The sequence below is a fragment of the Pseudomonas idahonensis genome, assembly GCF_037903935.1.
Classification (GTDB): Bacteria; Pseudomonadota; Gammaproteobacteria; order Pseudomonadales; family Pseudomonadaceae; genus Aquipseudomonas; species Aquipseudomonas danubii.
Genome location: NZ_CP149586.1, coordinates 522,616 through 547,156 on the forward strand (window position 1 = coordinate 522,616; position 24,541 = coordinate 547,156).

The window sequence follows — 24,541 nt, forward strand, 5'->3', positions numbered from 1 at the left end:
ACCGCGAAGTGGGAGGAGTTATCCACAGCTGGCCTCCAGGATGATCCGCCCGCTGGAGCAGGGGGCGCCGTCATTCAGGAAGGCGAAATACAGTTTCTGGCGCTGGACGTCGAAGCGCAGGTTGAGCTGGATGCGGTCGCCGGGGCGCACCAGTTGCTGGAACTTCAGCACTTCCATGCCGGCGAAGCGGCCCGGCAGATCGAGCAACTGCTGACCCAGAGCCAGGGCCCAGTCCACTTGCACCACCCCCGGTAGCACCGGAGTCTGGGGGAAGTGCCCGCTGAAATAGGCCAGGTCTGGCGGGATTGCCAGTTGCAGTTGCCACTCTTCTGCGTGCTGCACCTGCTCCAGTACCTCCGGCGCTTGCGGACGCGGCGCCAACAGCAGGGCCTGGACCTCGGCCTGGGGCAGCTTGCCCTGGTTGTTCAGGGGCATTTGCCGCAGCAGGCGCCAGCGCCGGGGCAGGGCCAGGGCTTCGCAATGCCCGGCCAGGTGCTGGCGCAGGGCTTGGGTCAGGTGGCGTCGGCCCTGGTTGCGCAGGGCATGCAGGCCGGACTCACTGAGTACCAGCAGGGCGCCAAGGTAGGCGCGGTTGTCTTCGATCACCCCCAGGCGCGCTTCCGCGACCCAGTCGTGCTGCTCCAGGGCCTGTTCGAGCATGGGCAGGGAGATGCGTTTTTCTTCCAGCTTGACGATGCGGTCCAGGCGGCCCAGCAGCTCGAAACGGCCGTCGGCGGCGATGCGCGCGGCATCGGCCGTGTGTTCGACATGCCCGGGCGGCAGGTAGGGCGATGCGATCAGCAGTGCGCCGTCGCTGTCCTGGCTCAGGTGCACCTCGGCAAAGGGCTGCCACAGCTCTGGCCCCTGGCGCCAGGCGATACCACCGGTTTCCGAACTGCCGAGGATCTCCGTCGGCCATTGCTGCAGGCGCTGTTGCAGCCCGCTGGCGGCCTCGGCAGGCAAGGCGCCGCCGGAGGAGAACACCCGGCGCACCGGGCTCAGGGCCGGCCAGTCGAGGTTGTCGCCCATGCGCTTGAGCAGGGCCGGGCTGGCCACCCAGGCGAATGCCGGGCATTCGCGGCTGGCCCGTTGCAGGTCTTCGGGGAACGGCAATTGACGGCGCACGAAGGGACGCCCGGCGCACAGTGGCCAGAGCACGCGGAACAGCAGGCCATAGATATGCTGGGTGGCGACGCTGCCGATGATCCAGGCCGGGCCCAGGTCGGCGCCCCAGAGCTGTTCCAGGGCGCTGACCTCGTTGGCCAACTGGCGCAGGTTTTTCTCGATGCGCTTGGGTTCGCCGCTGGAGCCTGAGGTGCACAGGCTCAGTTGGCAGGCGTCCAGGTCCAGCTCCGCCGGTTCCAGCGGCGCAGCCTGCAGTGGCTGCAAGGGCGGGTCCTGGTCGGTCAGCCACAGGTCGACGTCCGCCGCCCAGCGCTGGCGGGTCTGGGCCTGCAGGTCGGCGGGCAGCAACACACTGACCCCGGCGCGCCAGGCACCCAGCAGGGCTACGGCCAGGTCGACGGCATCTTCCAGATGCAGCGCCAGGCGTCGCACGCCGCGCGCTTGCAAGGCCGCGGCCAGGCCCAGGGCCCGGGTCTGCAAGCCTTCCAGGTCGATATCGGGGTGGGCGCTGACCACCCGCGGTGCTTGGGTCCTGAGCAATAGCCGCTCAAGGGCAATCCAGTTCATCTACGGCCTCGTACCCGTTGTCGTAAAAGCCACTCAATGGCAAACAGCAAACCCATCAGCCCGTAGGCGATCAGGCCGTTGTACAACGTCCACCAGCTCAGCGGCGCCCAGAGGGTCAGGGCCGCGGCGATTACTCCGTTACAAAGGAAAAACACACTCCAGGCGATGGTCACCTGGCGGGTATAACGTATGGCTTTTTCCGGCAGGTCCGGCTCGCCAAGGCGCGCCAGGCGCTCCGCCACCGGCGGGCCGTACTTCAGGCTCAGGCTGAACAGGCCGAGCATGAAGCTGCTGATCAGCACCGGGTACCAGCGCAGCAGCGCCGGGTGGTCGAACCACGCCAGCAGCAGGCAGAAGACGAGCGCCGCGGCTGCCATCCACAGGCTGCCGGGACGACGTTCCCCGGTCAGCGCCCGGGCCAGCCACAGGCCGCCCAGCAGCAGGCCGAATTGCCACGGAGCGAAGTGCTCCATACCGAAATACACCGCAAAGGGGTAAAGCAGGCCGGCCAGCAACAAGCCCAGGCCGATCAGCCGGCTCATGCGGCCGGCTGGACCAGACGGTAGACCGCCTCGACCACGTCATTGACGGTACGCACCGACTTGAATTCCTCGGCGGCGATTTTCTTGCCGGTCTGACGCTTGATGTGGTCGATCAGGTCGACGGCGTCGATGCTGTCGATTTCCAGGTCCTGGTACAGGTTGGAATCCAGGCTGATGCTGTCAGGCTCAAGCTCGAAGAGTTCGACCAGGGCATCGCGCAGGGTGTTGAAGATGTCGTCACGGGTTTGCATGGTCGGTTCTCAAGCTGCCTGTTTTGCAGTGACGAACGCCGCAAGGCTCGCCACGTTACTGAAGTGGTTGCGGGTGTCCTTGGCGTCGGCATCGATCTTGATACCGTACTTTTTCTGGATCGCCAGCCCCAGTTCCAGGGCGTCCACCGAGTCCAGGCCGAGGCCTTCGCCGAACAGGGTCTGATCGTTGCCGATGTCCTGGGCACTGATGTCTTCGAGGCCCAGGGCGTCGATGATCAGCAGTTTGATTTCAAGCATCAGATCCGGGTGTGTATCGCTCATCTCTGGCGAGCTCCTTGATGAAATAGTGGTGCAAGTGCTCATTGAGCTTGCGCGACGCCTGAGGCGCGGGGCCTTGGGCGGCAAAGGTCTGTGGGTCTATATCGGCACCGACGTGAAAACTGAAGTGCACACGGCGTTGCGGAATGCGATACCAGGGCTCGGCCTTGGTCAGGGTGGTGGGGCTGACCTTGATCACCACCGGGGTAATGATTTTCGCACCCCGCAGGGCAATCGCCGCGGCCCCCCGATGAAAGGCGGGAGCGGCGCCCGGCTGGGTACGGGTGCCTTCGGGAAAGACGATCAGGGTCTGGCCTGCTTGCAACGCCCCGGAGGCGCTGTCGAGCATGTCCATGCTGCCGTCGTTGCTGATGTATTGGGTGGCGCGCACCGGGCTGCGGGTGAAGGGGTTGTCCCAGAGGCTTTGCTTCACCACGCAGTTGGCATCGCGCACCAGACCGATCAGGAACACCACGTCGATCAGCGACGGGTGATTGGCGATGATCATCTGCCCCGGACGGCCGAGCAGGTGGGCGCCCTGGACTTCGTAGGTGAGCACGCCGCTCTTGGCCATGAAACGGATGAACAGCCAGAACAGCCGACTGACGGTCCGGCGTGCGCGCCGGCTATGGCTCGCGGCGTCGCCGGGCAGGCAGGCCAGGAGCGGGAAAATCACCAGGCGCAGGCACAAACCACCTATTCCGAACAGTGCAAAGCTCAGACCGGTGGCCAGCAGGCGCCAGTAGTAGGCATTGCGGCCCTTGGCGCTCAGTGGTTGCGTTGCCAGGTCCATACACGATTCATCCAGGCATGTTGGCAAAAGGTCTGCGAGCCAAGCAGGGTTCGCAGCAGGTTCAGGGCATGGGGCCATTGGGTCTTGGGGATTTGACCGTCGTGGCTGTCCAGGGACAGTTGCCAGTCGTCGCCTGGGGTCAGCAACAGACCCAGGGCATAGGGAAATGGCACGTCGTCGATCCAGCTGGCGTAGGCCTCGGGCGGCTGTTCCTCGGTGATCACCAGCAGTACATGGGGAGCGCCGTCCGCCAGCAGGGTGGCGGCTTCCAGCAGGCCGTGTTCCAGGCCGTCGCCGGCGGCGGCCAGGGCGGTCATTTCACTGGTTTCGCCGCGCATGATCGACCACAGGCCGATCACCGCGTTGTGCACCGAGAGGCTGAACTGGGTGGGCGATAGCGGCTGCTCGGCGGCCAAGTCGCTGAGGATCTCGAAGGTTCGCGGGGTTTCGCCGTGCCGGGAAATGAACACCAGCGGCAATTGCTCGAGGCCTTCGGCCAGGGGCCAGCCAACGCTGAAAGCCATGCGCGCCAGGCGACTGAGACGGCGGCGCTGCATGGCAGGCAGAAAAGACACATCGGGAGCGGCATCGCTGCTCTCAGGCAGGCTCGGCTGACGGCTCCAGGCCTGCCAGGCGTCCACGCTTTCGAGCCCAGGGGCCCATGCACGCCATTGAGCGATGTTGAACTTGATCACTTGATTTCATCCCGCCCCTGCGGGCTTCCTTGACGCGGTGTATCGCTTCGATTGGCGATTGACCTGGATGACGCGAAGGCGTCAGTGGCGCGCATTATCCCGGTGCGACTGGCTTGTAGCAAATGCTGCTTGGGCTGTTGGTCGCAAAAGCGTCGAATCTGCCGCGATCATGGGTGTCTATTTGCCACTATCGAATTTCCTTTGCGCCCCGATCCCTCGCCGCCGAGGCTTTGCATCGCCTGTTCCAGGGGTGGCGGAGGTTGGGAAACTCTTGTGTTGCCGAGGTAGCTAACGGGCGCGGAGGACTACTACACTCGGTGATCTTTGATACACGGAGGTTTAGACATGCGGCGAGTGGTGTTCAATCAGAAAGGTGGCGTGGGCAAGTCCAGTATTGCCTGCAATCTGGCGGCGGTCAGCGCCAGCGAGGGGTATCGCACCTTGCTGGTGGATCTGGATGCCCAGGCCAACTCGACCCAGTACCTCACCGGCCTGACCGGCGATGACATTCCCATGGGCATTGCCGATTTCTTCAAGCAGACCCTGTCTTCCGGGCCCTTCTCGAAAAAGAACCAGGTGGACATCTACGAGACGCCGTTCGACAACCTGCACGTGGTGACCGCCACCGCCGAGTTGGCGGATCTGCAGCCCAAGCTTGAGGCCAAGCACAAGATCAACAAGCTGCGTAAGTTGCTGGACGAACTGGCCGAGGACTATGACCGGATCTATCTCGACACCCCGCCGGCCCTGAATTTCTATGCGGTTTCGGCGTTGATCGCCGCTGATCGGGTATTGATTCCTTTCGACTGCGACAGCTTCTCCCGTCAGGCGCTGTACGGCCTGCTGGCGGAGATCGAAGAGTTGAAGGAAGACCACAACGAGGACCTGCAAGTCGAGGGGATCGTGGTCAATCAGTTCCAGGCTCGGGCGAGCCTGCCGCAACAGATGCTCGACGAACTGATCAGCGAGGGGCTGCCGGTGCTGCCGGTGTACCTGGCCAGCTCGGTGCGCATGCGTGAATCCCACCAGGCCAGCCTGCCGCTGATCTATCTCGATCCGCGACACAAGCTGACACAGCAATTCGTTGACCTGCACAACCTGCTGGAAAACGCCTGAACTCAGCGCCGCGGTGGCAGGAGTGCAAGTCTCCTGTCAGGGCGTGTTCAGATGCCCTGGCTGCGCAACCAGCCCAAGAGTTGCGGCAAGGGCAGGGCGCCGCTCTGGCGGGCCACTTCCCGGCCGTTCTTGAACAGGATCAGGCTGGGAATCGAGCGAATGCCCAATTGCCCCGAGAGCTGCGGGTTGGCTTCACTGTCCAGCTTGGCCAGCCGGCACTTGCCACTCAGTTGCGCGGCGGCCTGCTGGAAGATTGGCGCAAAGGATTTGCACGGTCCGCACCAGTCTGCCCACACATCCACCAGTAACGGCAGGTCGCCCTTGATCTGGCTGGCGTAGTCGCCTTGTTGCAAGTCAAAGGGTTTGCTCAGCAACACCTCGGCCTTGCAGCGCCCGCACTTGGGCTGATCGCCCAGGCGCTCGGCGGGAATGCGGTTGAGGCCGTTGCAGTGAGGGCAGGGGATCAGCAGTGGCTCGGACATGGTTGGGCTCCGCAAACAGGGTAGAGCGCCTTAAATGGCGGCGCCCGGGGTGAATATCAAGTCGGCGCCGCCATGGCTTCACGTGCTGGGCGGGGCCAGTTCGACGCTGACCAGACGGTCCATGGAGCGGCCGATGTAAAAGGTAAAGGGCCGGCCCAGGTCCATGGCCATGCCCTCGCACTTGCCCATGAAGCCTATGTGTTGCAACGGAGAAATCTCTCCATCCTCGTGGTACTGCAAGCCCAGGGAACCGACACTGAAGCCGACGCGGTCGGCGCGGCGATCCTCGCGCGTGCCCCAGGAGGTCTTGATCGCAGACAGTTGGATGCGGTTGTCGAACAGCATCTGGTTGAGCGTGGGGTTGGCGAACCTGATGTTGCCGAACAAGAACTGCGCCGGTTCGCGCTTGTTGTCTTTCCACTCCAGATACACGTTGTAATCCCCTGTTCCGCTCCCGGCCTTGCTGCCCATCTGGCTGAACGGCATGCCCGGTGCCTGGAGAGTGGCCTGGTATTGGCAAAACGCCTCGTTGGGCGTGCCGGTGGCCGACAGCTTGCCGCTGATCAATTCCTCCATCGAGTAATGAAACAGCACATCGGCGTATTTCACCGGCTCCAGCGCCAGCGAGATACGTCGCGGCAAGGCCATGGCTCTTTTGCGGTACTCGGGGTTGGTGTATTTCCCGGTTTCCGGGGCGATCTCCAGAACGGCTTCGAAGGTGCCGGCTGCGCGCGCCTCGACAATCTCGCTGAACAGCTCCCGCAGGCGTTGGCGCTGGGTTTCGGGCACGGCGCTGTCCAGGCTGATATGCAGGGTCTTGTCGTCCTTGCGGTCCATCTCCAGGCCGATGTGGTCAGGCTCGATGCCGATCCCGGCGGCCATCTGAGTGATGGTCTCGGCGAAGTACGGCACGATCTGGGCCTGCTTGGGGTTACCCACGGTGTCCTGGAAGTGCAGGGTGAGGTAGGTCTGCTTGCAGCCGGTCAGCAGCATCAGCAGCAGGGCTGCGGTGTAGAGGCGTCGGTTCAATGGAGGTCCTTGTTGCGCCATGGCGCTTAGCGGTAGTCGACGCGGGTCAAGCGATCCAGGGTCCGGCCTATTTGAAAGGTGAATGGCCGACCCAGGGTCTGCATCTTTTGCTCGCACAGCGCTTGCAGCTCGTCCTTTCGGGTGTCGAAGGGCAGGGCTGAGGTCAGGGTCTGGACACCGATGGAGCCGATGACGATGGCGAATTCGTCAAGGGGCACCGGCGCGGGCTGAGTGCTTTTCGAGCTGGAAGGCCAGGCCTGGATGGTTTTCTGCTGCATGTGCCGGTTCAGGTCCGGGTCATCGAAATGCACCTTGAGCGGTACCTTGGCAATGCTGCCGCTGCGGGTCAGCAAGGAGATCAGGCCGCGCTCGCTGTTGTCCTGTTCAAGGGCTTCGTAGCCGATCAATTTCAAGCGCGTGGGCATTGTCAGGTGCGCGGTGATCTTGCAACTGACCGGGCCTTCGATTTCGCTCCGGTTGACGATGGCACGCAGGCTGTCGTCGTAGCTGCGGTCCAGCAGCATCTCGAACGCCGGGTCGAACTTGAGGGTGGCGTCGATGCTGTCTGGCAGGCCGCTGGGGCCGGACGGATTGACGCTGGCCCGAGCGTTGTCCAGTTCCAGGTGCAGGTTCATCGAACTGGCCTTGCGTGCGTCGGTAACCTGCTCGAAGACGGCCTTGAGGCGGCCCCGTTGTTCCGGGCTCAGGGAGTAGTCCACCAGGCGCAGGTGGATCACTTTGTCATCCTCCTTGTCGCGCTCCAGGGCGATGGCATCCGGGTCCAGGCCCTGGGCGCTGAGCGCCGTGTAAATACTCTGCTTGTACGCCTCGTGCACCAACTGGTCGGAGAATTGCGGGCCGGCCTTGGGATCGGAACGCACCGAATCCTGGAAGTGCAGGGTGGCGAAGTCTTCCTTGCACCCGGTCAGCCAGAGCAGCAGGGGTAACAGCAGCAGGTAGCGAGTTTTCATGGTGGACTCTTGCAGGGCATCGACGGGGGTAGTGGCATGGGCGAGCGGTGAAAGTGGCAGCCAGGCCTTCAGTGTGTCACTGGGCCAGGCGATGCCCGTTGAGGGCGATGACCACGGCGAACTTCTTGGCGATCACCACTTCGGCCTGGTTCTTGGTGGTCAGGAAGTTTTCCATCGGGTAGGGGAATTCCACGGGGATGCCGCCGATCGACATGTGCTTCAGCGTCTGGGACTGCAGCTCGATGCTGTCGCTCCCGGCGCCGCCGCCAATCAGGTAGACGTTGTCGCTGACCGGCTGGTAAGACATGCCGCCGCGGCCCTGGATTCGCTGCAGGCTGGCGGTCTGTTTGGCCAGTTCGTCCAGTTCGACCTGGGTGATGGTGCGGTGCGGTTTGCCGTGCAGGCGCAGGTCCTGCAGGTTCATGCGGTACTTGGCGCGGCGGCTCAGGTAGATGATCGCCGACACCAGGCCAATGACGGTGAAGACTCCGGCGACCAGGGTGAAGAACAGGTTCATGCGCATCCTTGCAGGTACTGGAAATCAGGGTTGCGCATTATCCGTATCCGCTGTCGACGGGTCCATGCGCAATCTTGTGTTTGGCGCTTTTGTGCACGACGGCTGAGGCGTTGATCGAAGCTCATGAGTCCGTCGCAATCGCTCACACACTGCTCTGCAAGCCCGTTCGTTGGCTGTCTAGGCTTGAAGCACGTGAGCACCGCTGGTGCTGGCCGCGGATATAGCATCTTGAGATATCTAATGCTCGCATCTAACGTTAATAGCATTATGCGATAGGGACATTGCATGCACATCATCACCGCAAAACGTATCCGGCAGGCCAAGGAGCAATGGCCGCAAGTCGCGCGGGCGCTGGATACCTGGTACCGCAAGGCCAAAGGCGCCAGGCCGGCTGATTTCGCCGACATGAAGGCCTTGTTCCCGGCGCTAGACAAGGTCGGGCGCTTTCATGTTTTCGACATTGGCGGCAACAAACTGAGGCTGATCGCAATCGTGCGCTATGGGGGGCAGCGCCTCTATATCAGGCATGTGCTGGATCACGGCGAATACGACAAGGGGCTGTGGAAGGAGGAATCACAATGAGTCTTCAGGTTAAGCAAGCGGCGGAGCACTGGCAGTTCGTTGCGCCCATATTGCGCAAGCCCAAGAGCGAGGCCGATTACGACGCGCTGGCCCTGGCACTCGATGAGCTATTGGACATCATGGGCGAAGACGAATCGCACCCACTGGCTTCGCTGGTGGACATCATTGGTGACTGGATCGAGGCCTACGACGAAGAGCACCATCCGATGCCGGCGGTCAGCGCAGTGGAGGTTCTACGTTCGTTGATGCGTGAACATGGCCTGACTCAAAGCGACCTGCCCGGGGTGGGCGCGCAGTCGGTGGTGTCGGAAGTGCTCAGCGGCAAGCGCCAGCTCAACCTGCGGCAGATCCGCTGGCTGGCCGAGCGCTTCAAGGTGTCGATGGAGACCTTCGCCTGAGTCAGGACGAGCAGCTGATTTCCAGGTGCTTGCCCCACTCTGGCGGACGTTCGGCATAGCCTTGCATGCCCTCTTGCTCCTCAAAAGGCCGGCTCAGCACCTGATGCAGGCGACGCACTTCTGAGTAATCGCCTGACTCGGCGGCGTCGATGGCCTTCTGCGCCAGATAGTTGCGCAGGATGTACAGCGGGTTGACCGCGTGCATGCGCTCCCGGCGCAGGTCCTGGCCCTGGAGCGGATCGCGGGCGACCCGTTGCCGATATTGCTCGGCCCAGGCATCGAAGCCGTTGCGGTCGACGAAATCGTCCCGCAGCCGGGCCAGCGCCTGGTCCGGCGCTTGCTCCCCCAGGCGGCGGAAGAACAGGCTGTAGTCGACGCCGCTGTTCTGCATCAGTTGCAGCAGGCGTTCCACCAGCTTCTGGTCGTCGTCCTCGGCCTGGGTGAAGCCCAGGCGCCGACGCATCAGGTCCAGGTAATGGGCTTGGTACAACGGCAGGAACAGGCCCAGGGCTTCACGCAGCGCCTCGACGCTGATGAATGGCGTCAGGGCCTGGGCCAGGGCGCTGAGGTTCCACTGGCCGATGGGCACCTGGTTGCTGAAGGAGTAGCGGCCCTGGTCATCGGAGTGGTTGCAGATGAAGTGGGCGTCGAAATCATCGAGAAAGGCGAACGGGCCGAAGTCGAAGGTGATGCCCAGGATCGACATGTTGTCGGTGTTCATCACCCCATGGCAGAAACCGTAGGCCTGCCATTTGGCGATCAGTTCGGCGTTGCGTTCGACGATCTCGCGGAACATCGCCAGATAGGGTTCAGGCTGCTCCAGGCACTCGGGAAAATGCAGGGCCAGCACATGCTCCCCCAGCTGTTTATGCAGCTCGGGTTTCTTCGTGTAGTAGAAATATTCGAAATGCCCGAAGCGGATATGGCTCTGCGCCAGGCGCAGGACCATCGCCCCGCGTTCCTGTTTCTCGCGCCATACCGGGGTGTCCGAGCCGATCACGCACAGGGCGCGGCTGCTGGGGATGCCCAGGGCATGCAGGGCCTCGGAGGCGAGGAATTCACGGATCGACGAGCGCAATACGGCACGACCATCGCCCATGCGCGAATACGGCGTTTGCCCGGCGCCCTTCAGGTGCAGGTCCCAGTGTTCTCCCGCCTGGTTGTAGACCTCGCCCAGCAACAGCCCGCGACCGTCCCCCAGTTGCGGGTTGTAGGAACCGAACTGATGCCCGGAATAGACCATTGCCCGGGGTTCGGCCTCGGCCCACAGCTTGTGCCCGCCGAACAGTTCGGCGAACACCGGGCTTTCGGCCACGGCCGGGTCCAGGTCCAGCAGCGCCATGGCCGCCGGGCTGGCGGCCACCAGCCTGGGGTTGTCGAGGGGTTCGGGCAGTACGTGGGTCGAGAAGGCGTCGCCCAGGCGGGCGAAGCGGTTGTCGAAGGTCAGTTCGTCGAGGGCTTTCAACGGCCATCTCCCAGCAGAATGTCCGAGCATTCTGCTAGGGATAGGGGCCTTAGTCGAGTTTGCTCGGCGGTGGTTCCTGCAGCGGCTTGCCCCCGGGCATCGGGACGATGGTCTTGGCCTCCGGCTCGATGGGCACCATCTTGTATTCCTGGCCGTGGAGGTTTTTCAGGTAGACCTCCATCTGCCGGAACGAGATGTTGATGTGCTGCTTCTTGAACTCGCGGTTGATGAAGCGGTTGACCTCGTCCACCACCGGGTTGCGGTCCCCCAGCTCGCGCACGTGCATGCGCAGTTCGTGGTCCAGGGTGCTTTCGCCGAAGTTGAGGAAGTACACCTGAGGCTCCGGTTCCTTGAGTACCCGCGGGTTGTCTCGGGCGGCCTTGAGCAGCAGCTCCTTGACCAGGTCCAGGTCCGAGCCGTAGTCGACGCCGAGCTTGAGGGTCACCCGGGTCACGGTGTCGGTCAGCGACCAGTTGATCAGTTGCCCGGTGATGAAGGTCTGGTTGGGGACGATGATGTCCTTGCGGTCGAAGTCGGTGATGGTGGTGGCACGGATGCGGATCTTGCTCACCGTGCCCGACAGGTTACCGATGGTAATGGTGTCGCCGATGCGCACCGGCCGCTCGAACAGGATGATGATGCCGGAGATGAAGTTGGCGAAGATCGCCTGCATGCCGAAACCCAAACCCACCGACAAGGCCGCCACCAGCCACTGCAGCTTGTCCCAACTGACGCCGAGGGTGGCCAGGGTCGAGACGAAACCTATTCCGGCAATGGCGTAGGACAGCAGGGTGGTGGTGGCGTAGGCGCTGCCCTGGGCCAGATTCAGCTTGGACAGCACCAGCACTTCCAAGAGGCCTGGCAGGTTGCGCGCCAGGGCTAAGGTGATGCCGACAATGATCAGCGCACCGATCACGTCGCCGATGCTGATGGGCACCATGCTCATGTTGGCGCCGGTGCCGCTGGTGTATTCGTAGAGGGTGATGTTGTCCAGGTAGGAGAACACCGTGATCAGGTCCGACCAGACCCAGTACAGCGCGGCGATGAAGCCGCCCAGCAGGGCCAGGCGGATCAGGCGCAGGGACTGTTCGTTGACCTTCTCGATGTCCATGGTCGGCTCTTCGACCACCGCGTCGCCGCTTTCCCCGGCTTCCTTGGCCGCCTGGCGTTTGCTCAGGGCCCGCTGGTAGGCCAGGCGCCGTGCTGCAACGCCGAGTCCGCGGACGAAGGTAGCCTCGATCACCAGCCAGAACATCAGCAGGTACAGGGTGTTGATCAGGCGGTCGCTGAGCTTCAGCGCGGTGTAGTAGTAGCCGAAGCACACCGCGATGAACAAAGCGATTGGCAGCAGGGTGAATAGCAGGCCCAACGCCTTGCGGAACAGCGAGGCATTCTCGTGGGCCGGGCTGCTCAGCAACAGGCGGCTCAGCAGCCAGGCCATCAGCCCGTAGCAGGTCAGTACCACGGCGATGCCGAGCACGTCATCGGCCAGGGCCGCGGGCTGGTGCTCGGCCACCGCCACCACGGCCACCAGCGCCAGGACCACCAGCCCCAGGCGCCGGACCCAGCCCTGGAGGAATTCCACCTGGGGTTTCTCCCAGCGGAAATGCAGTTCGGCCACGCCGCCGGGGGCGAGTATCCGATAGGCGGTGTAGAACACCAGCCAGGCCTGGGCGATCTGCAGCAGCGCCGCACCGAGGTTGGCGTTCTGCCCCCGGGCATCGATCTGCAGGGCATAGCCGCACAGTGCCAGGGCCAGGGTGACCGGCATCGCCAGAAGAATGTTCACCAGGATCGCCAGGGGCGTGTGCCACTGGCTGTCGCGTTTGAAGTGGCCGATATCCTTGTGCACCTTGTTCAGGCGCGCATAGAGGTTCTTGCGCCGCCACAGCAGGGCGCCGATCAGCAGCGCCAGGGGCAGGAACAGCAGCGGCCGCTGCGCCAGACCGTCGGTCAGCTCACTGAGGCTGGAGGCCCAGGGCAGGGTGGTGATCTGTTTCTCCAGGCGCTGAGGGACGTCCTGTAGCCACTCGGCGTCCAGAGGCTTGTTGCTGGGAATCCAGAACATCTGCTCGTCGAGGGTCGCCCGCAGGCTCTGGGACGTGCTCAACAGTTGTTTCTGGTTCAGTTGCAGGGTGATGGATTCATTGAGCAGGGCGCTGAGCTCGCGGTTCAGGCGCTCCAGCAGATCGACGCGGGTCATGGCCAGCTCGATCAGGGTCCGGCGCAGTTGCGGCGTGACCTGCTCTGGCGGCTGGCTCTTGAGCAGGTTGTCGACGTAGGTGCTGGGGCTGCCCAGCAATTCGCGCTGCTGGTTGACCTCGAATTGATAAAGGCGGATGTCGGCGATTTCGTCCGCCAGGTCGCGATCCAGCTTCAGGCGTGGCAAGGCCTGTTTCTGCTTGTAGAGAATCTTCGACAGCAGCAGGCTGCCCTTGAGCACGTTGATCTGCTCGTCCAGGGCCGCGTCGCTTTGGGTCACGCTGTCCAGTTGCTGTCGGGTCTGCAGGTTCTGCTGGGTCAGTTCGTTGAGGCGGTCGGTGCTCTTGAGCAGGTAGTCGGAGAGCTTGAGGTTGGTGGCGCTTTCGGTGGTCAGCAGGCTGCTGCTGCCGGCCTTCTGCGCCTCGATGGACTGCTGGGTCACGGTTTCCTGGGACTGGGCCAGGCGCTTCTGGTTGATCAGGGTTTGCAGGTCCTGGATTTCCTGCTCCAGGCGCGCGGTCTTTTCCATCAGCAGGTCATGCTGGCTGCTGCCCAGGTCCTGCAACTGGCTGTTGCCCGCCAGTTCCTGGCGGCGCAGGGGAATCAGGGCGTTGATCGCCGCCAGTTCGGCATTCAGCAGATTGCGTTGATCGGCGCCGAGCAGCTTGCCGCCGTCCTTGCCGGACTTGAGTGCGGCGTTGATCTGCAGGATGCGGGTCTGGCTGTTGCTGATTTCCGCCTGGGCCCGTTCGGGACGGGTCTGGGCGGTGATGGTCAGGGTGTTGGCGTCGGCCAGGGCCTTTTGCAGCTCGCCTTGCAAGGTGGTGCGTTCGCTCAGCAGTTGCTCCAGTTGCGACACCGCCAGCGAGCCATAGCGCTGGGCCACCGGTGCGACTTTACTGGCCTTCAGGCGTGCCAGCTCGCGCTGGTTTTCCGTGGTCTGGCGCGGCGCGTTGCTCAATTGCTGGCGCAGGTCGTTGAGGCGCCGCTCGTAGTCCTGCTTGTTGTTCAGGTGATTCAGGGTGTTTTGCAGCAGGGTCTGCAGGGCCTTTTGATCGGCTTCCGGCAGTTTGCGTTCGGCGATCTTGTCCAGGCTTTGCTGGACCGACTCGGCACTGGGCGGATCGCCGCCCTGTGCGGCGCCGACAGAGAGACTCAGACCCAGCAGGGCAACAGCGAAAAATTTACGCAAGTTAGGCATAGAAGTCGGTCAAGCAAATAGGAATGGGGGGGACGCGTCGCGACCAGGCCTGACGCGCTCCGCAGTTTAGAGGAAGAGGCCGGGGCCGGGGCGACTTCCTTCGGGGAATCTGACGCCCACTTTGCCGATCTTGTTCCCGTCCATCACCGCCACGGTCCAGATGGTGTTGTTCCACTCCACCTGGTCGCCGACCACCGGTGCACCGCCGACCTTCTGGGCGATGAACGCGCCCAGGGGCATGTCCGCGTCCTGGCCGTCGAGCTTGAGCCCGTAGAGCGCCGACACCGCACCCAGCTGGGCGTCGCCTTCAAGAACGAAGTCGCCGAAGAAGCGCAGGTCCAGCCCGCGCTCCGGAGCCTGGCTGAAGAGTTTGCCCAGGGCTGGAAGGTTGTGTTCATGGCCGATCACGCACAGCAGGTCATCGGCCTCAAGCACGGTACTACCCGACGGATGGAGCAGTTGCTGGCCGCGAAACAGGGCCGCGATCCGTGTGCCTTCGGGCATTTTCAGCTCCCGCAGGGCGGCGCCGATGCACCATTTTTCCGCCCCCAGGCGGTAGACGAACAGTTCCCACTCGCTGGTGACGTGAACCTCCAGGGCCGCCCGGGAAATCGGTGCCGGCTCCGGCGGCACCGTGACCTTGAGCCACTTGGCCACCCACGGCAGGCTGGTGCCCTGGACCAGCAGCGAGATCAGCACGATAAAGAACGCCAGGTTGAAGTACAGCTGGGCGTTGGGCAGCCCGGCCATCAACGGGAACACCGCGAGAATGATCGGCACCGCGCCGCGCAGGCCGACCCAGGAGATAAACGCCTTTTCCCGGCCGTGGAAGGCCTTGAACGGCGCCAGGCCCACCAGCACCGACAGCGGCCGGGCGAACAGGATCATCCACAGCGCCAGGCCCAGGGCCGGCAGGGCGATGGGCAGCAGGTCGTGGGGGGTGACCAGCAGCCCGAGCACCAGGAACATGCCGATCTGGGCCAGCCAGGCCATGCCGTCGAGCATGTGCAGGATGCCGTGGCGGCTGCGCACCGGGCGGTTGCCGATCACCAGGCCGCACAGGTACACGGCGAGGAAACCGCTACCGTGCAGGGCGTTGGTCAGGGCGAACACCACCAGACCGCCGGCCACCACCAGGATCGGGTACAGGCCGTTGGCCAGATGAATGCGATTGACCAGTTGCAGCATCAGCCAGCCGCCCCCCAGGCCGATTAACGCGCCGATACCGAATTCGCGGATCAGGTCCCCCAGCAGGCTCCAGTGCAAGCCGGTGTGGCCCTTGGCGAGCATGTCGATCAGGGTCACGGTGAGAAACACCGCCATCGGGTCGTTACTGCCGGACTCAATCTCCAGGGTGGCGGTGACCCGCTCGTTGAGGCCCTTGCCCCCCAGCAGGGAGAACACCGCCGCGGCGTCGGTGGAGCCGACGATGGCACCGATCAGCAGCCCCTGGATCAGGTTCAGGTCGAACAGCCAGGCGGCAGCCATGCCGGTCAGCCCAGTGGTGATCAACACCCCCACCGTGGCCAGGGACAGCGCCGGCCACAGGGCCACGCGGAAACTCGCGACCCGGGTGCGCAGGCCGCCGTCCAGCAGGATCACGGCCAGGGCCAGGTTGCCCACCAGGTAGGCGGTCGGGTAGTTGTTGAAGATGATGCCGCCGCCGTCGACTCCGGCGCTCATGCCCACGGCGAGGATGATCACCAGGATCGGGATGCCGAGACGGGATGAAAGTGAGCTCACCAGAATGCTCGCACCTACCAGCAACGCGCCGATCAAGAACAGGCTGTTGATGGTCGTCGCATTCAAAGGCAGTACTCCAGAGCGAAAAAGGCGGGCGCAAACTGACCATGCAGTCTGCGTGCCAGCGATTCTAACCTGTTGAAATGCGCCACTGTCAAAAAGCTTTTGATGACAGTGGCGGATTTTTTTGCTGTGAATTCCGGCGCCGATTTACCGGCGTGTTGCGGGGCTGGCGAGCGGCTTCAGAGGCTGAAGCGCGCGACCATGCTGTTGAGGTCCACGGCCAGTCGCGACAGCTCGTTGCTGGCTGCACTGGTCTGGTTGGCGCCGGTGGCCGACTGCACCGACAAGTCGCGGATGTTCACCAGGTTGCGGTCCACTTCCCGGGCCACTTGGGCCTGTTCTTCGGCGGCGCTGGCGATCACCAGGTTGCGTTCGTTGATCTCGATGATCGCGCTGTTGATGGTGTCCAGCGACAGGCCGGCGCCGCGGGCGATGTTCAGGGTCGACTCGGCGCGCTCGGTGCTGTTGCGCATGGAGTCCACCGCGTGCTCGGTGCCGCTCTGGATGCTGCCGATCATGCGTTCGATTTCGCTGGTGGACTGCTGGGTACGGTGCGCCAGGGCCCGCACTTCGTCGGCGACCACGGCAAAGCCACGACCGGCCTCGCCAGCACGGGCGGCTTCGATGGCGGCGTTGAGGGCCAGCAGGTTGGTCTGGTCGGCCAGGCCGCGAATCACGTCCAGTACCTTGCCGATGTCCCGCGACTCGTTGGCCAGGTCGCCGATCAGGCTGGCGGTGCCTTGCACGTCGGAACTCATGCGCTCGATGGCGGACACGGTTTCCTGCACCAGATCGCGACCGTCGCCGGCGGAGGCGGTGGCGTTCTTCGAGGCTTCCGAGGTGCTCACGGCGTTGCGTGCCACTTCTTCCACGGCGCTGGTCATTTCATTGACTGCGGTGGCGGCTTGCTCGATTTCGTTGTTCTGCTGAGTCAGGCCACGGGCACTTTCCTCGGTGACGCAATTGAGCTCTTCGGCTGCCGACGCCAGTTGGGTGGCGGAGCCGGAAATGCGCTGCAGGGTGTCCCGCAGTTTTTCCTGCATCTTGGCCATGGCGCGCAGCAGGCGTCCGGCTTCGTCATTGCCGTCGACCTGGATCGGCCGGGTCAGGTTGCCTTCGGCGATTTCTTCGGCGGCGCTCAGGGCGTTGGCGATCGGTACGGTGATGCTGCGGGTCAGCAGCCAGGCGAACAGCAGGGTCAGGCCGGTGGCCAGCACCAGCAGGGCCACCACCAGGTTGAAGGCCGAGGAGTACTGTTCGGCGGCCTGCTGGTTGGTGTCGAGGGTCTGCTGGGTGTTGATCTCCATCAGGCGGTTGAGCACGGTGTTCATGGCTTCCGAGTTGTTCAGCAGGTCGGTGTTGAGCAGGTTGCGCAGCTCTTCCACCTGATTGCCGCGGGACAGGGACCTCATCCGCTCTTCGATCTGCCGGTACTGTGTCAGCAACTGGACGTACTGCTCGTAGGCAGTCTTTTCCTCGGGGCTGCTGATGAACTTCTCGTAGGTGACCTGGGCGGCGCGGATCTGCTGGTTGCGCATGTCCAGCAGTTCGATGGTCTTTTGCTGGACATCGGGTTCACGGTTGACCAGCAAGCGATAGGACAGCACCCGCAGACGCAGGGTCAGCTGGGTGAACTCGTCGAGGCTCTTGATGCTCGGCACGCTGCTCAGGGTGATGTCCTCGGCGGCGCCGCGGATCTTGCTCATCTGGTTCAGGGCGAACACCCCCAGGATCAGCATCAAGCCGCCGATCATGGCAAAGCCGAGGAAGGCCCGCGGAGCGATATTCATATTGCGTAGGGACATGGTGAGTACCAAAAAGGGCGCATCCGTGCGGGGGCTTGAGACTGATCTACCGTGACTTATCGGTCGTACGACTAAAGTCTTGAGTCGCGCCGTGGATTTAGCCTTTTGGCTACGCACCGGGCCGGGAGTGTCAACGGCCGACTGCATCGGCCCCAGGCCCGTAATAGAGCCCTGGAGCCGGGAGAAGGGGGGTTTACAGCTGGAAGCGGGTCACCAGATTGTTCAGGTCAGCGGCCAGGATCGACAGTTCACTGCTGGCGGAGCGGGTCTGGTTGGCACCAGTGGTGGACTGCACCGACAGGTCGCGGATGTTCACCAGATTGCGATCCACTTCCCGAGCCACCTGGGCCTGTTCTTCGGCGGCGCTGGCAATGACCAGGTTGCGCTCGTTGATTTCCTTGATGGCGCTGTTGATGGTGTCCAGGGACTGGCCGGCGCTGCGGGCGATGTTCAGGGTCGAGTCGGCGCGTTCGGTGCTGTTGCGCATCGACTCCACCGCCTGCTCGGTGCCGCTCTGGATGCTGCCGATCATGCGTTCGATTTCACTGGTGGACTGTTGGGTGCGGTGCGCCAGGGCGCGGACTTCGTCGGCAACCACGGCAAAGCCGCGGCCGGCCTCGCCGGCACGGGCGGCTTCGATGGCGGCGTTGAGGGCCAGCAGGTTGGTCTGGTCGGCCAGGCCGCGAATCACGTCCAGTACCTTGCCGATGTCCCGGGACTCGTTGGCCAGCTCGCCGATCAGGCTGGCAGTGTCTTGCACGTCACCGGTCATGCGTTCGATGGCCGAGACGGTGTCCTGCACCTTGTCCCGTCCGTCCCCGGCGGATTGGGTGGCGTTTTGCGAAGCTTCGGAAGTGCTCACTGCATTGCGCGCGACTTCTTCCACGGCGCTGGTCATTTCATTGACCGCGGTAGCCGCCTGCTCGATTTCATTGTCCTGTCGAGTCAGGCCACGAGCACTTTCGTCGGTGACGCTGTTGAGCTCCTCGGCGGCCGAGGCCAGTTGGCCGGCGGAACCGGAAATGCGCTGCAGGGTGTCCCGCAGTTTTTCCTGCATGGTCAACATGGCCTGCAGCAGGCGGCCGGCTTCGTCGCGGCCATCCACGGTGATCGGCTGGGTCAGGTTGCCTTCGGCGATCGCTTCGGCCGCATGCAGGGCGTTGTCGATCGGCAGGGTAATGCTGCGAATCAGCCGCCAGGCAAACACCAGGGTCAGGGCGGTGGCCATGACCAGCAGCGTCACCACCAGGTTGAAGGCGGTGGCGTATTGCTCGGCCGCGTCTTGATCGGCGGCGCTGGAGTACTGGGTGTTGATGTCCACCAGTTGATTGAGAAGGGCGTTGATCTTTTCGGCGCTGGCCATCAGCTCGGTGTTCAGCAGCTGCTGCATGCTTTCGAGCTGGTTGTTGTGCGACAGCTCGATCAACTGGCCTTCCAGTTGGCGGTGGTGGGTCAGCAGTTCCATGTACTGATCGTAAGCGGCGTGCTCTTCCGGGCTGCTGATGAGCTCCTGGTAGCGGGCCCGGGTTTCATCGATTTTCTGGTTGCGCTGGCTGATGGAGTCCAGGGTCTTTTGCTGTTCCTCGGGGTCGCGGTTGAGCAGTAGCCGGTAGGCCTGGACCCGCAGGCGCAGGCTCAGTTGGGTGAAGTCGTCGACGCTCTTGATGCTGGGAATGGTGTCCTGGGTGATGCGTTCGGTCGCTGCGCGGATCTTGCTCATTTGACTCAGAGCGAAGATCCCGAGAAACAGCATCAAACAACCGATCACGGCAAAGCCGAGGAATGCTCTCGGAGCGATATTCAGGGTGCGCAGGGACATTGAACCTACCTCGGATGTGCGCGGCTTGCGCGTTTGGGTCAGGGAAGTACCTGTGCTATCGCGTTGAAAAAACGCTTCTTGAATCGCCAGGAGCGCTTTCAGAAAAGTCTGACCACCTGTTGGGATAATTCGTAAAACTCCGAAGCATCCGACCGAACGTCAGGAACCCGAGGCGCGAATGACAGTCTCTAACAGCTCTCGCGTGAGGGTCATCGCCAGTAAAATCAAGGCCTTGCGCCTGGATATCCCTGGTATCCAAGGTGACTTTTCTTTATCGTACGCGCCCTTTGCAAACAGCCCGGAAGATCAAAATGTTGGAAGCATCCCTCAGCCAATTGGAACAGTTGGTCAGTGACCTGGTGGTACAGAACCAGGAGCTGCTCGGCACGAACGAAACCCTCAAGGAGCAACTGGCCCAGGCCAAGGATGAAAACGAAAGCCTGCAGTTGAGCCTCATGGAGCAGGAAGAAAAACAGGGCGCTACCGCCGCCCGCATCCAGGCTCTGGTTGAGCGCGTCAGTGCGAGCCCGGCCAACCCATGAGACATCACATCGATGGGGTGAAGGTGGTCTCGATCCTGGGCGAGGATTACTCGATCAAGGCGCCGGCCGGTGAGGAACAGACCCTCATGGACGCCGCGCTGATGCTCAAGGCGGCCCTGGCCGACACCAAGAAAAAATACCCGACGCTGATTGGCGAGCGCCTGCTGGTGCTGGCAGCGATGAACCTGTGTTCGCAGCAGATCGAAATGAAAAAGCAGCACGCCCAGGCGCTTGAGCGTTATCAGGAGCAGGTGAGCGCCACCGTCGAGGTGATCGCCAAGACCATTCAACAGAATTGATGGAAGTGCACACAGCTGGCGGGTAATGGGTTGGACAAGCAGAGACATTGTTTGTATACAACTTCCCGCGGCTGGCGCGGTATCTCAGCCTCTTATAACCATAAGAAAGAGGTGTTCCATGCAATTCTGGCGACGCAGTATTCAATGGCAACTGATCCTCAGCATGGGTTCGGCCCTGCTGGTCAGTCTGCTGGTGGTCGTAGCGATCTACACGGTGCTGATCAATCACCTGACCCAGAGCTACCTGGTGGACAGGGCGCTGCCTTCGAGCATCGAAGCCATGCGCAACGATATCGAACGCATTCTGACCCAGCCTCTGACCGCCGCCCGTGACCTGGCCGGCAACGGCATGCTGCGCGACTGGCTGGCGGCAGGCGAAGACCCGGTCCGGGCGCAGAGCTTCATCAGCTACCTGGAAGACATCCGCGCCGAGAACCAGGCCTTCACCACCATGATGGCCAGCCCGCTCAGCCATCACTATTACAACCAGAAAGGCCTGGACCGGACCCTGAGTCGGGATAATCCGAAGGATGTCTGGTTCTATCGCTTTATCGACAGCGGCAAGCCGCGGGTGCTGAACATCGATGTCGATGTTGCCAGTGGCGAGCTGGCGCTGTTCATCAACTACCGGGTCGAGAAAGACGGTGAGCTGGTGGGGGTCACCGGCCTGGGCTTGCGCATGACCGAGCTGTCGCAGCTGATTCACGACTACAGCTTTGGCGAGCGTGGCCGGGTGTTTCTGGTGCGCAACGATGGTTTGATCCAGGTGCATCCGGACGCTGAATTCAGTGGCAAGCGACAGTTGTCCGAGCAGATCGGCGCGACCGCCGCCGAGGCGCTGATGGGGCACGAGGGACTGACCAGCAGTCATTTCGAGCGTGACGGCGAAGACTACCTGGCCCTGAGCCTGCCACTGCGCGGCTTTGGCTGGAGCCTGGTGGCCGAGGTGCCGCAGGCGCAGATTTACGCCGAGGCGCACCGGGCGATCTGGCTCACTAGTCTGATCGGCCTGGGCATCGCCGGCGTCTGCCTATTGCTGGTTGTACTGCTGGCCCGTGGCCTGGTACGCCCGGTGCGACAGGTGACCGAAGGGCTGGTGGCCATCGGCAGCGGCGGTGGCGACCTGACCCTGCGCCTGGATGCCAGCCGTGCCGACGAGCTGGGGGATCTGGCCCGGGGTTTCAACCGTTTTCTCGACAGCCAGCGCGGCATGATCGGTGAGGTGTTGGCCACCACCGAACGCCTGCGTTCCTCGGTGAGCCAGGTGGCGGCGGTGGTGGAGAACACCGCCGAGCGCTCCGGCCGGCAGCAGGAAATGACCGACATGGTGGCCACTGCGGTACATGAGATGGGGCTTACCGTGCAGGACATTGCGCGCAATGCCGGGCAGGCGGCGGATGCTTCCCAGGCGGCCCGGGATGAAGCCCAGCAGGCCCAGGACGTGGTGGGCGGTTCGATTCGGCATATCGAGAGCATGTCCGGTGAAATCGCTCTGGCCGCCGGTGCCGTGGGCGAACTGGCGGAACAGGTGGCCTCCATCGATCAGGTGCTGGCGGTGATCCGCGGGGTTTCCGAACAGACCAACCTGCTGGCCCTCAACGCTGCCATCGAGGCGGCTCGGGCCGGGGAAATGGGCCGTGGCTTTGCGGTGGTGGCCGATGAAGTCCGGACCCTGGCCCAGCGTACCCAGACCTCCACCGATGAGATCCAGCAGATGATCCAGGGCCTCAAGCAGGGGGCGGAGAACGCCGTGTCCTCGATGCATGCGGGGCAATCGGCCACCGGCACCGGGGTTCAGTCCAGCCAGCAGACCGGGGCCTCACTGACGGCGATCACCGGGCAGGTGGAGCGTATCAGCGACATGAATCAGCAGGTCGCCACTGCCACGGAAGAACAGTCGGCGGTGACCGAAGAGATCAACCGCAATGTTCAGGGCATTTCCGAACTGGCCCGGGCCACCGCGGCTGAAGTGCACACCTGTCGTGAGGATTGCCAGACCCTGCAGCGCCTGGCCGAAGACCTGGCGCGCCAGGTGGGCGGTTTCAAGCTGCACTGACCAGCCTGCAGGAGCTGGCTTGCCAGCGAACCTCGGGCCGCGCAGTGCCAGGCCTGACGCTTTCGCCGGCAATCCGGCTCCCACAGGTGTGGAGTGAGCCTTCTGGTAGGCGCTGGCTTGCCAGCGAACAGCGCTGCGGTGTGACAGGCCGCCTCGGCCTCAGAACCAGGCGTCCTGCATCTCCAGGCAGGTGGCGTCCCGTGCTTCCAGCAGGGTCAGTTCATGCTGGCAGCCCGGCACTTCCCAGGTCAGGAAGTAGCGCGCGGCCTGCAGTTTGCCGTGATAGAAATCCCGGTCCCCGGCATGACCTCGCGCCAGTCCTTCCTCGGCCCTGATGGCCTGTTCCAGCCAGCGCCAGCCGATCACCGCGTGGCCGAAAGCCTTCAGATACAGCGCCGAGTTGGCCAGGGTCGCCGTGACCTTGCCGCTGGCCAAGTCGCCCAGCAGACCCAGGGTCACGCTCTGCAGGCGCGTCACCAGTTGCTCCAGAGGCAGGCGCAGGGCATCCAGCGACGCATGGGCGCGGGCCCGCTCGCCCGCCTCGGCGATCAGGCGGATCAGGCGCTTGAGCCCGGCGCCGCCGTTCTGCGCCAGCTTGCGCCCCAGCAGGTCCAGGGACTGGATGCCGTGGGTGCCTTCATGGATCGGATTCAGGCGATTGTCGCGGTAGTACTGCTCCACCGGGTATTCCCGGGTGTAGCCGTGGCCACCGAGGATCTGGATCGCCAGCTCGTTGGCCTTGAGGCAGAACTCCGAAGGCCAGGACTTGACGATGGGCGTCAGCAGGTCCAGCAGTTCATGGGCCTGCTGGCGCTCGGCCTCGCTGGCCAGGGTGGTGGTGTCATCGAACAGCCGCGCCGCATACAGCCCCAGGTCGAAGGCGCCTTCAACGTAGGCCTTCTGGGTCAGCAGCATGCGGCGCACATCGGCGTGCTGGATGATCGCAACCGGTGCAGTGGTCGGGTCCTTGCTGTCCGGCAGGCGACCTTGCGGACGCTCGCGAGCGTATTCCAATGAATACAGATAGCCGGCATAACCCAGCATCACCGCGCCCATGCCGACGCCGATCCGTGCTTCGTTCATCATCTGGAACATGTAGCTCAGGCCGTGATGGGGCTTGCCCACCAGATAGCCCACGCAATTACCGTTATCGCCGAAGTTCAGCGCGGTGGAAGTGGTGCCGCGCCAGCCCATCTTGTGGAACAGCCCGGCCAGCAGCACGTCGTTGCGCGGCCCCAGGCTGCCGTCATCGTTGACCAGGAACTTGGGCACGATAAACAGGGAAATGCCCTTCACCCCGGGCGGCGCGTCCGGCAGCTTGGCCAGGACCATGTGCACGATGTTTTCCGACAGCGGGTGGTCGCCGCCGGAGATGAAGATCTTGTTGCCCTTGAGCCGGTAGCTGCCGTCGGCAGCCGGTTCGGCGCGGGTGCGGATATCCGACAGCGACGAGCCGGCATGGGGCTCGGTCAGGGCCATGGTGCCGAAGAAGCGGCCATCGATCATGGGCTGCAGGAAGCGTTGTTTCTGTTCGTCGGTGCCGAAGCTCTCGATCAGGTTGGCCGCGCCCATGGTCAGGAACGGGTAGGAAGTCGTGGCCGCGTTGGCGGCCTGGAAGTGGGCGAAGCAGGCCTGGGACAACAGGGTCGGCAACTGCATGCCGCCCGCGTCGAAACTGCGCGCGGCGTTGAGAAAGCCGGCTTCGAGGAAGGCGTCCACCGCCGGTTTCACTTCAGGGATCAGCACCGCCTGGCCGTCTTCGTAGCGCGGCTCGTGTTCATCGCCCTTGCGGTTGTGCGGGGCGAAGTACTTCTCGGCGATGTTGCGCGCGGTGCCCAGGGCGGCATCGAAGGTTTCGCGATTGTGCTCGGCAAACCGCTCGCGCTGGGTCAGGCCCTCGGCGTCGAGCACCTCATACAGTTCGAAAGCCAGATTGCGGGAACTGAGCAGCGTCTCGGACATGGCGGCATACCTGTTGGCTAGGGAATGGGCTGAGTCT

22 protein-coding genes and 3 pseudogenes are annotated in these 24,541 nt (G+C 63.4%); 7 read left to right on the top strand and 18 right to left on the bottom strand.

Features of this window, described 5'->3' with window-relative positions:
• Positions 1-18 precede the first annotated feature (18 nt).
• From WIN67_RS02370 to WIN67_RS02395, 6 genes are read right to left on the bottom strand one after another with little or no spacing between them, the layout of a single operon-like run.
• A complete protein-coding gene (locus WIN67_RS02370) occupies positions 19-1,692 on the bottom strand; it encodes an AMP-binding protein (protein WP_265074086.1) in 1,674 nt (557 codons plus the stop codon).
• Positions 1,689-2,234 carry a hypothetical protein gene (locus WIN67_RS02375; protein ID WP_110651002.1) on the bottom strand — a complete coding sequence of 182 codons (546 nt, stop codon included), beginning with the start codon at positions 2,232-2,234 and terminating at the stop codon, positions 1,689-1,691. The genes WIN67_RS02370 and WIN67_RS02375 overlap by 4 nt, the downstream gene beginning before the upstream one ends.
• Positions 2,231-2,485 (bottom strand): acyl carrier protein, encoded by a 255-nt coding sequence (locus WIN67_RS02380; RefSeq protein ID WP_016962653.1) that lies wholly within the window; start codon positions 2,483-2,485, stop codon positions 2,231-2,233. The genes WIN67_RS02375 and WIN67_RS02380 overlap by 4 nt, the downstream gene beginning before the upstream one ends.
• 9 nt (positions 2,486-2,494) lie before the next feature.
• Positions 2,495-2,767, bottom strand: a complete 273-nt coding sequence (locus WIN67_RS02385; protein WP_011058851.1) for a phosphopantetheine-binding protein — start codon at positions 2,765-2,767, stop codon at positions 2,495-2,497.
• Positions 2,736-3,557, bottom strand: coding sequence for a lysophospholipid acyltransferase family protein (locus tag WIN67_RS02390; RefSeq protein WP_102862828.1), 822 nt, complete (start codon positions 3,555-3,557; stop codon positions 2,736-2,738). Before WIN67_RS02390 ends, WIN67_RS02385 begins: the two co-directional genes overlap by 32 nt.
• Positions 3,533-4,252 (bottom strand): beta-ketoacyl synthase chain length factor, encoded by a 720-nt coding sequence (locus WIN67_RS02395; RefSeq protein ID WP_102882065.1) that lies wholly within the window; start codon positions 4,250-4,252, stop codon positions 3,533-3,535. The genes WIN67_RS02390 and WIN67_RS02395 overlap by 25 nt, the downstream gene beginning before the upstream one ends.
• 345 nt (positions 4,253-4,597) lie before the next feature.
• Here WIN67_RS02395 and WIN67_RS02400 point away from each other — a divergent pair, with 345 nt between their 5' ends.
• Entirely contained in the window at positions 4,598-5,368 is a 771-nt protein-coding gene (locus WIN67_RS02400; RefSeq protein WP_102882064.1) for a ParA family protein, read from the top strand.
• A 47-nt stretch (positions 5,369-5,415) separates the two neighbouring features.
• On the opposite strand, the gene trxC is transcribed toward WIN67_RS02400, so the two are convergent.
• The 4 genes from trxC to WIN67_RS02420 form a co-directional block, all read right to left on the bottom strand.
• Positions 5,416-5,850: a thioredoxin TrxC gene (trxC, locus tag WIN67_RS02405; protein ID WP_102882063.1), complete on the bottom strand. Its 435-nt coding sequence runs from the start codon at positions 5,848-5,850 to the stop codon at positions 5,416-5,418.
• Between the two features lie 78 nt (positions 5,851-5,928).
• On the bottom strand, positions 5,929-6,879 hold the full coding sequence (locus tag WIN67_RS02410) for a hypothetical protein (protein WP_339070585.1): 951 nt from the start codon (positions 6,877-6,879) through the stop codon (positions 5,929-5,931).
• Positions 6,880-6,905: 26 nt separating this feature from the next.
• Entirely contained in the window at positions 6,906-7,850 is a 945-nt protein-coding gene (locus WIN67_RS02415; RefSeq protein WP_102882061.1) for a hypothetical protein, read from the bottom strand.
• A gap of 76 nt (positions 7,851-7,926) precedes the next feature.
• A complete protein-coding gene (locus WIN67_RS02420) occupies positions 7,927-8,367 on the bottom strand; it encodes an IgaA/UmoB family intracellular growth attenuator (protein ID WP_339070586.1) in 441 nt (146 codons plus the stop codon).
• 285 nt (positions 8,368-8,652) lie between these two features.
• Between WIN67_RS02420 and WIN67_RS02425 the strand changes: the two genes are divergently transcribed.
• Entirely contained in the window at positions 8,653-8,949 is a 297-nt protein-coding gene (locus WIN67_RS02425) for a type II toxin-antitoxin system HigB family toxin (RefSeq protein ID WP_213664620.1), read from the top strand.
• The gene (locus WIN67_RS02430) at positions 8,946-9,347 is read left to right on the top strand and encodes a helix-turn-helix domain-containing protein (protein ID WP_102882058.1); all 402 of its coding nucleotides are present in this window, start codon (positions 8,946-8,948) and stop codon (positions 9,345-9,347) included. The genes WIN67_RS02425 and WIN67_RS02430 overlap by 4 nt, the downstream gene beginning before the upstream one ends.
• Position 9,348: 1 nt before the next feature.
• Here the strand turns inward: WIN67_RS02430 and selO are convergent, their stop codons facing one another.
• The 7 genes and pseudogenes from selO to WIN67_RS31015 all read right to left on the bottom strand — a co-directional run.
• Positions 9,349-10,812 carry a protein adenylyltransferase SelO gene (gene selO / locus WIN67_RS02435; RefSeq protein WP_102882057.1) on the bottom strand — a complete coding sequence of 488 codons (1,464 nt, stop codon included), beginning with the start codon at positions 10,810-10,812 and terminating at the stop codon, positions 9,349-9,351.
• 49 nt (positions 10,813-10,861) lie between these two features.
• A complete protein-coding gene (mscK, locus tag WIN67_RS02440) occupies positions 10,862-14,215 on the bottom strand; it encodes a mechanosensitive channel MscK (RefSeq protein WP_102882056.1) in 3,354 nt (1,117 codons plus the stop codon).
• 66 nt (positions 14,216-14,281) lie between these two features.
• A complete protein-coding gene (locus WIN67_RS02445; RefSeq protein WP_102862839.1) occupies positions 14,282-16,024 on the bottom strand; it encodes a potassium/proton antiporter in 1,743 nt (580 codons plus the stop codon).
• A gap of 176 nt (positions 16,025-16,200) precedes the next feature.
• Positions 16,201-17,073, bottom strand: coding sequence for a methyl-accepting chemotaxis protein (locus tag WIN67_RS31000; protein ID WP_372342496.1), 873 nt, complete (start codon positions 17,071-17,073; stop codon positions 16,201-16,203).
• Between the two features lie 30 nt (positions 17,074-17,103).
• Positions 17,104-17,973 (bottom strand): annotated as a pseudogene (locus WIN67_RS31005) (MCP four helix bundle domain-containing protein); the annotation flags it as partial.
• Between the two features lie 46 nt (positions 17,974-18,019).
• Positions 18,020-18,892: a methyl-accepting chemotaxis protein gene (locus WIN67_RS31010; protein ID WP_422394718.1), complete on the bottom strand. Its 873-nt coding sequence runs from the start codon at positions 18,890-18,892 to the stop codon at positions 18,020-18,022.
• A pseudogene (locus WIN67_RS31015) lies at positions 18,875-19,645 on the bottom strand (MCP four helix bundle domain-containing protein); the annotation flags it as partial. The gene WIN67_RS31010 and the pseudogene WIN67_RS31015, both read right to left, overlap by 18 nt.
• A gap of 311 nt (positions 19,646-19,956) precedes the next feature.
• Between WIN67_RS31015 and WIN67_RS02460 the strand changes: the two are divergent.
• The 4 genes and pseudogenes from WIN67_RS02460 to WIN67_RS31025 all read left to right on the top strand — a co-directional run bounded on the left by WIN67_RS02460 (position 19,957) and on the right by WIN67_RS31025 (position 22,542).
• Complete coding sequence (locus WIN67_RS02460) at positions 19,957-20,187, top strand: hypothetical protein (protein ID WP_102862842.1); 231 nt, start codon at positions 19,957-19,959, stop codon at positions 20,185-20,187.
• A complete protein-coding gene (locus WIN67_RS02465) occupies positions 20,184-20,486 on the top strand; it encodes a cell division protein ZapA (protein ID WP_102862843.1) in 303 nt (100 codons plus the stop codon). The genes WIN67_RS02460 and WIN67_RS02465 overlap by 4 nt, the downstream gene beginning before the upstream one ends.
• Before the next feature lie 163 nt (positions 20,487-20,649).
• A pseudogene (locus tag WIN67_RS31020) lies at positions 20,650-21,675 on the top strand (HAMP domain-containing protein); the annotation flags it as partial.
• A gap of 135 nt (positions 21,676-21,810) precedes the next feature.
• A complete protein-coding gene (locus WIN67_RS31025; RefSeq protein ID WP_371826196.1) occupies positions 21,811-22,542 on the top strand; it encodes a methyl-accepting chemotaxis protein in 732 nt (243 codons plus the stop codon).
• A 159-nt stretch (positions 22,543-22,701) separates the two neighbouring features.
• On the opposite strand, the gene WIN67_RS02475 is transcribed toward WIN67_RS31025, so the two are convergent.
• Positions 22,702-24,504: an acyl-CoA dehydrogenase gene (locus WIN67_RS02475; RefSeq protein WP_170004065.1), complete on the bottom strand. Its 1,803-nt coding sequence runs from the start codon at positions 24,502-24,504 to the stop codon at positions 22,702-22,704.
• Positions 24,505-24,541: the final 37 nt, after the last annotated feature.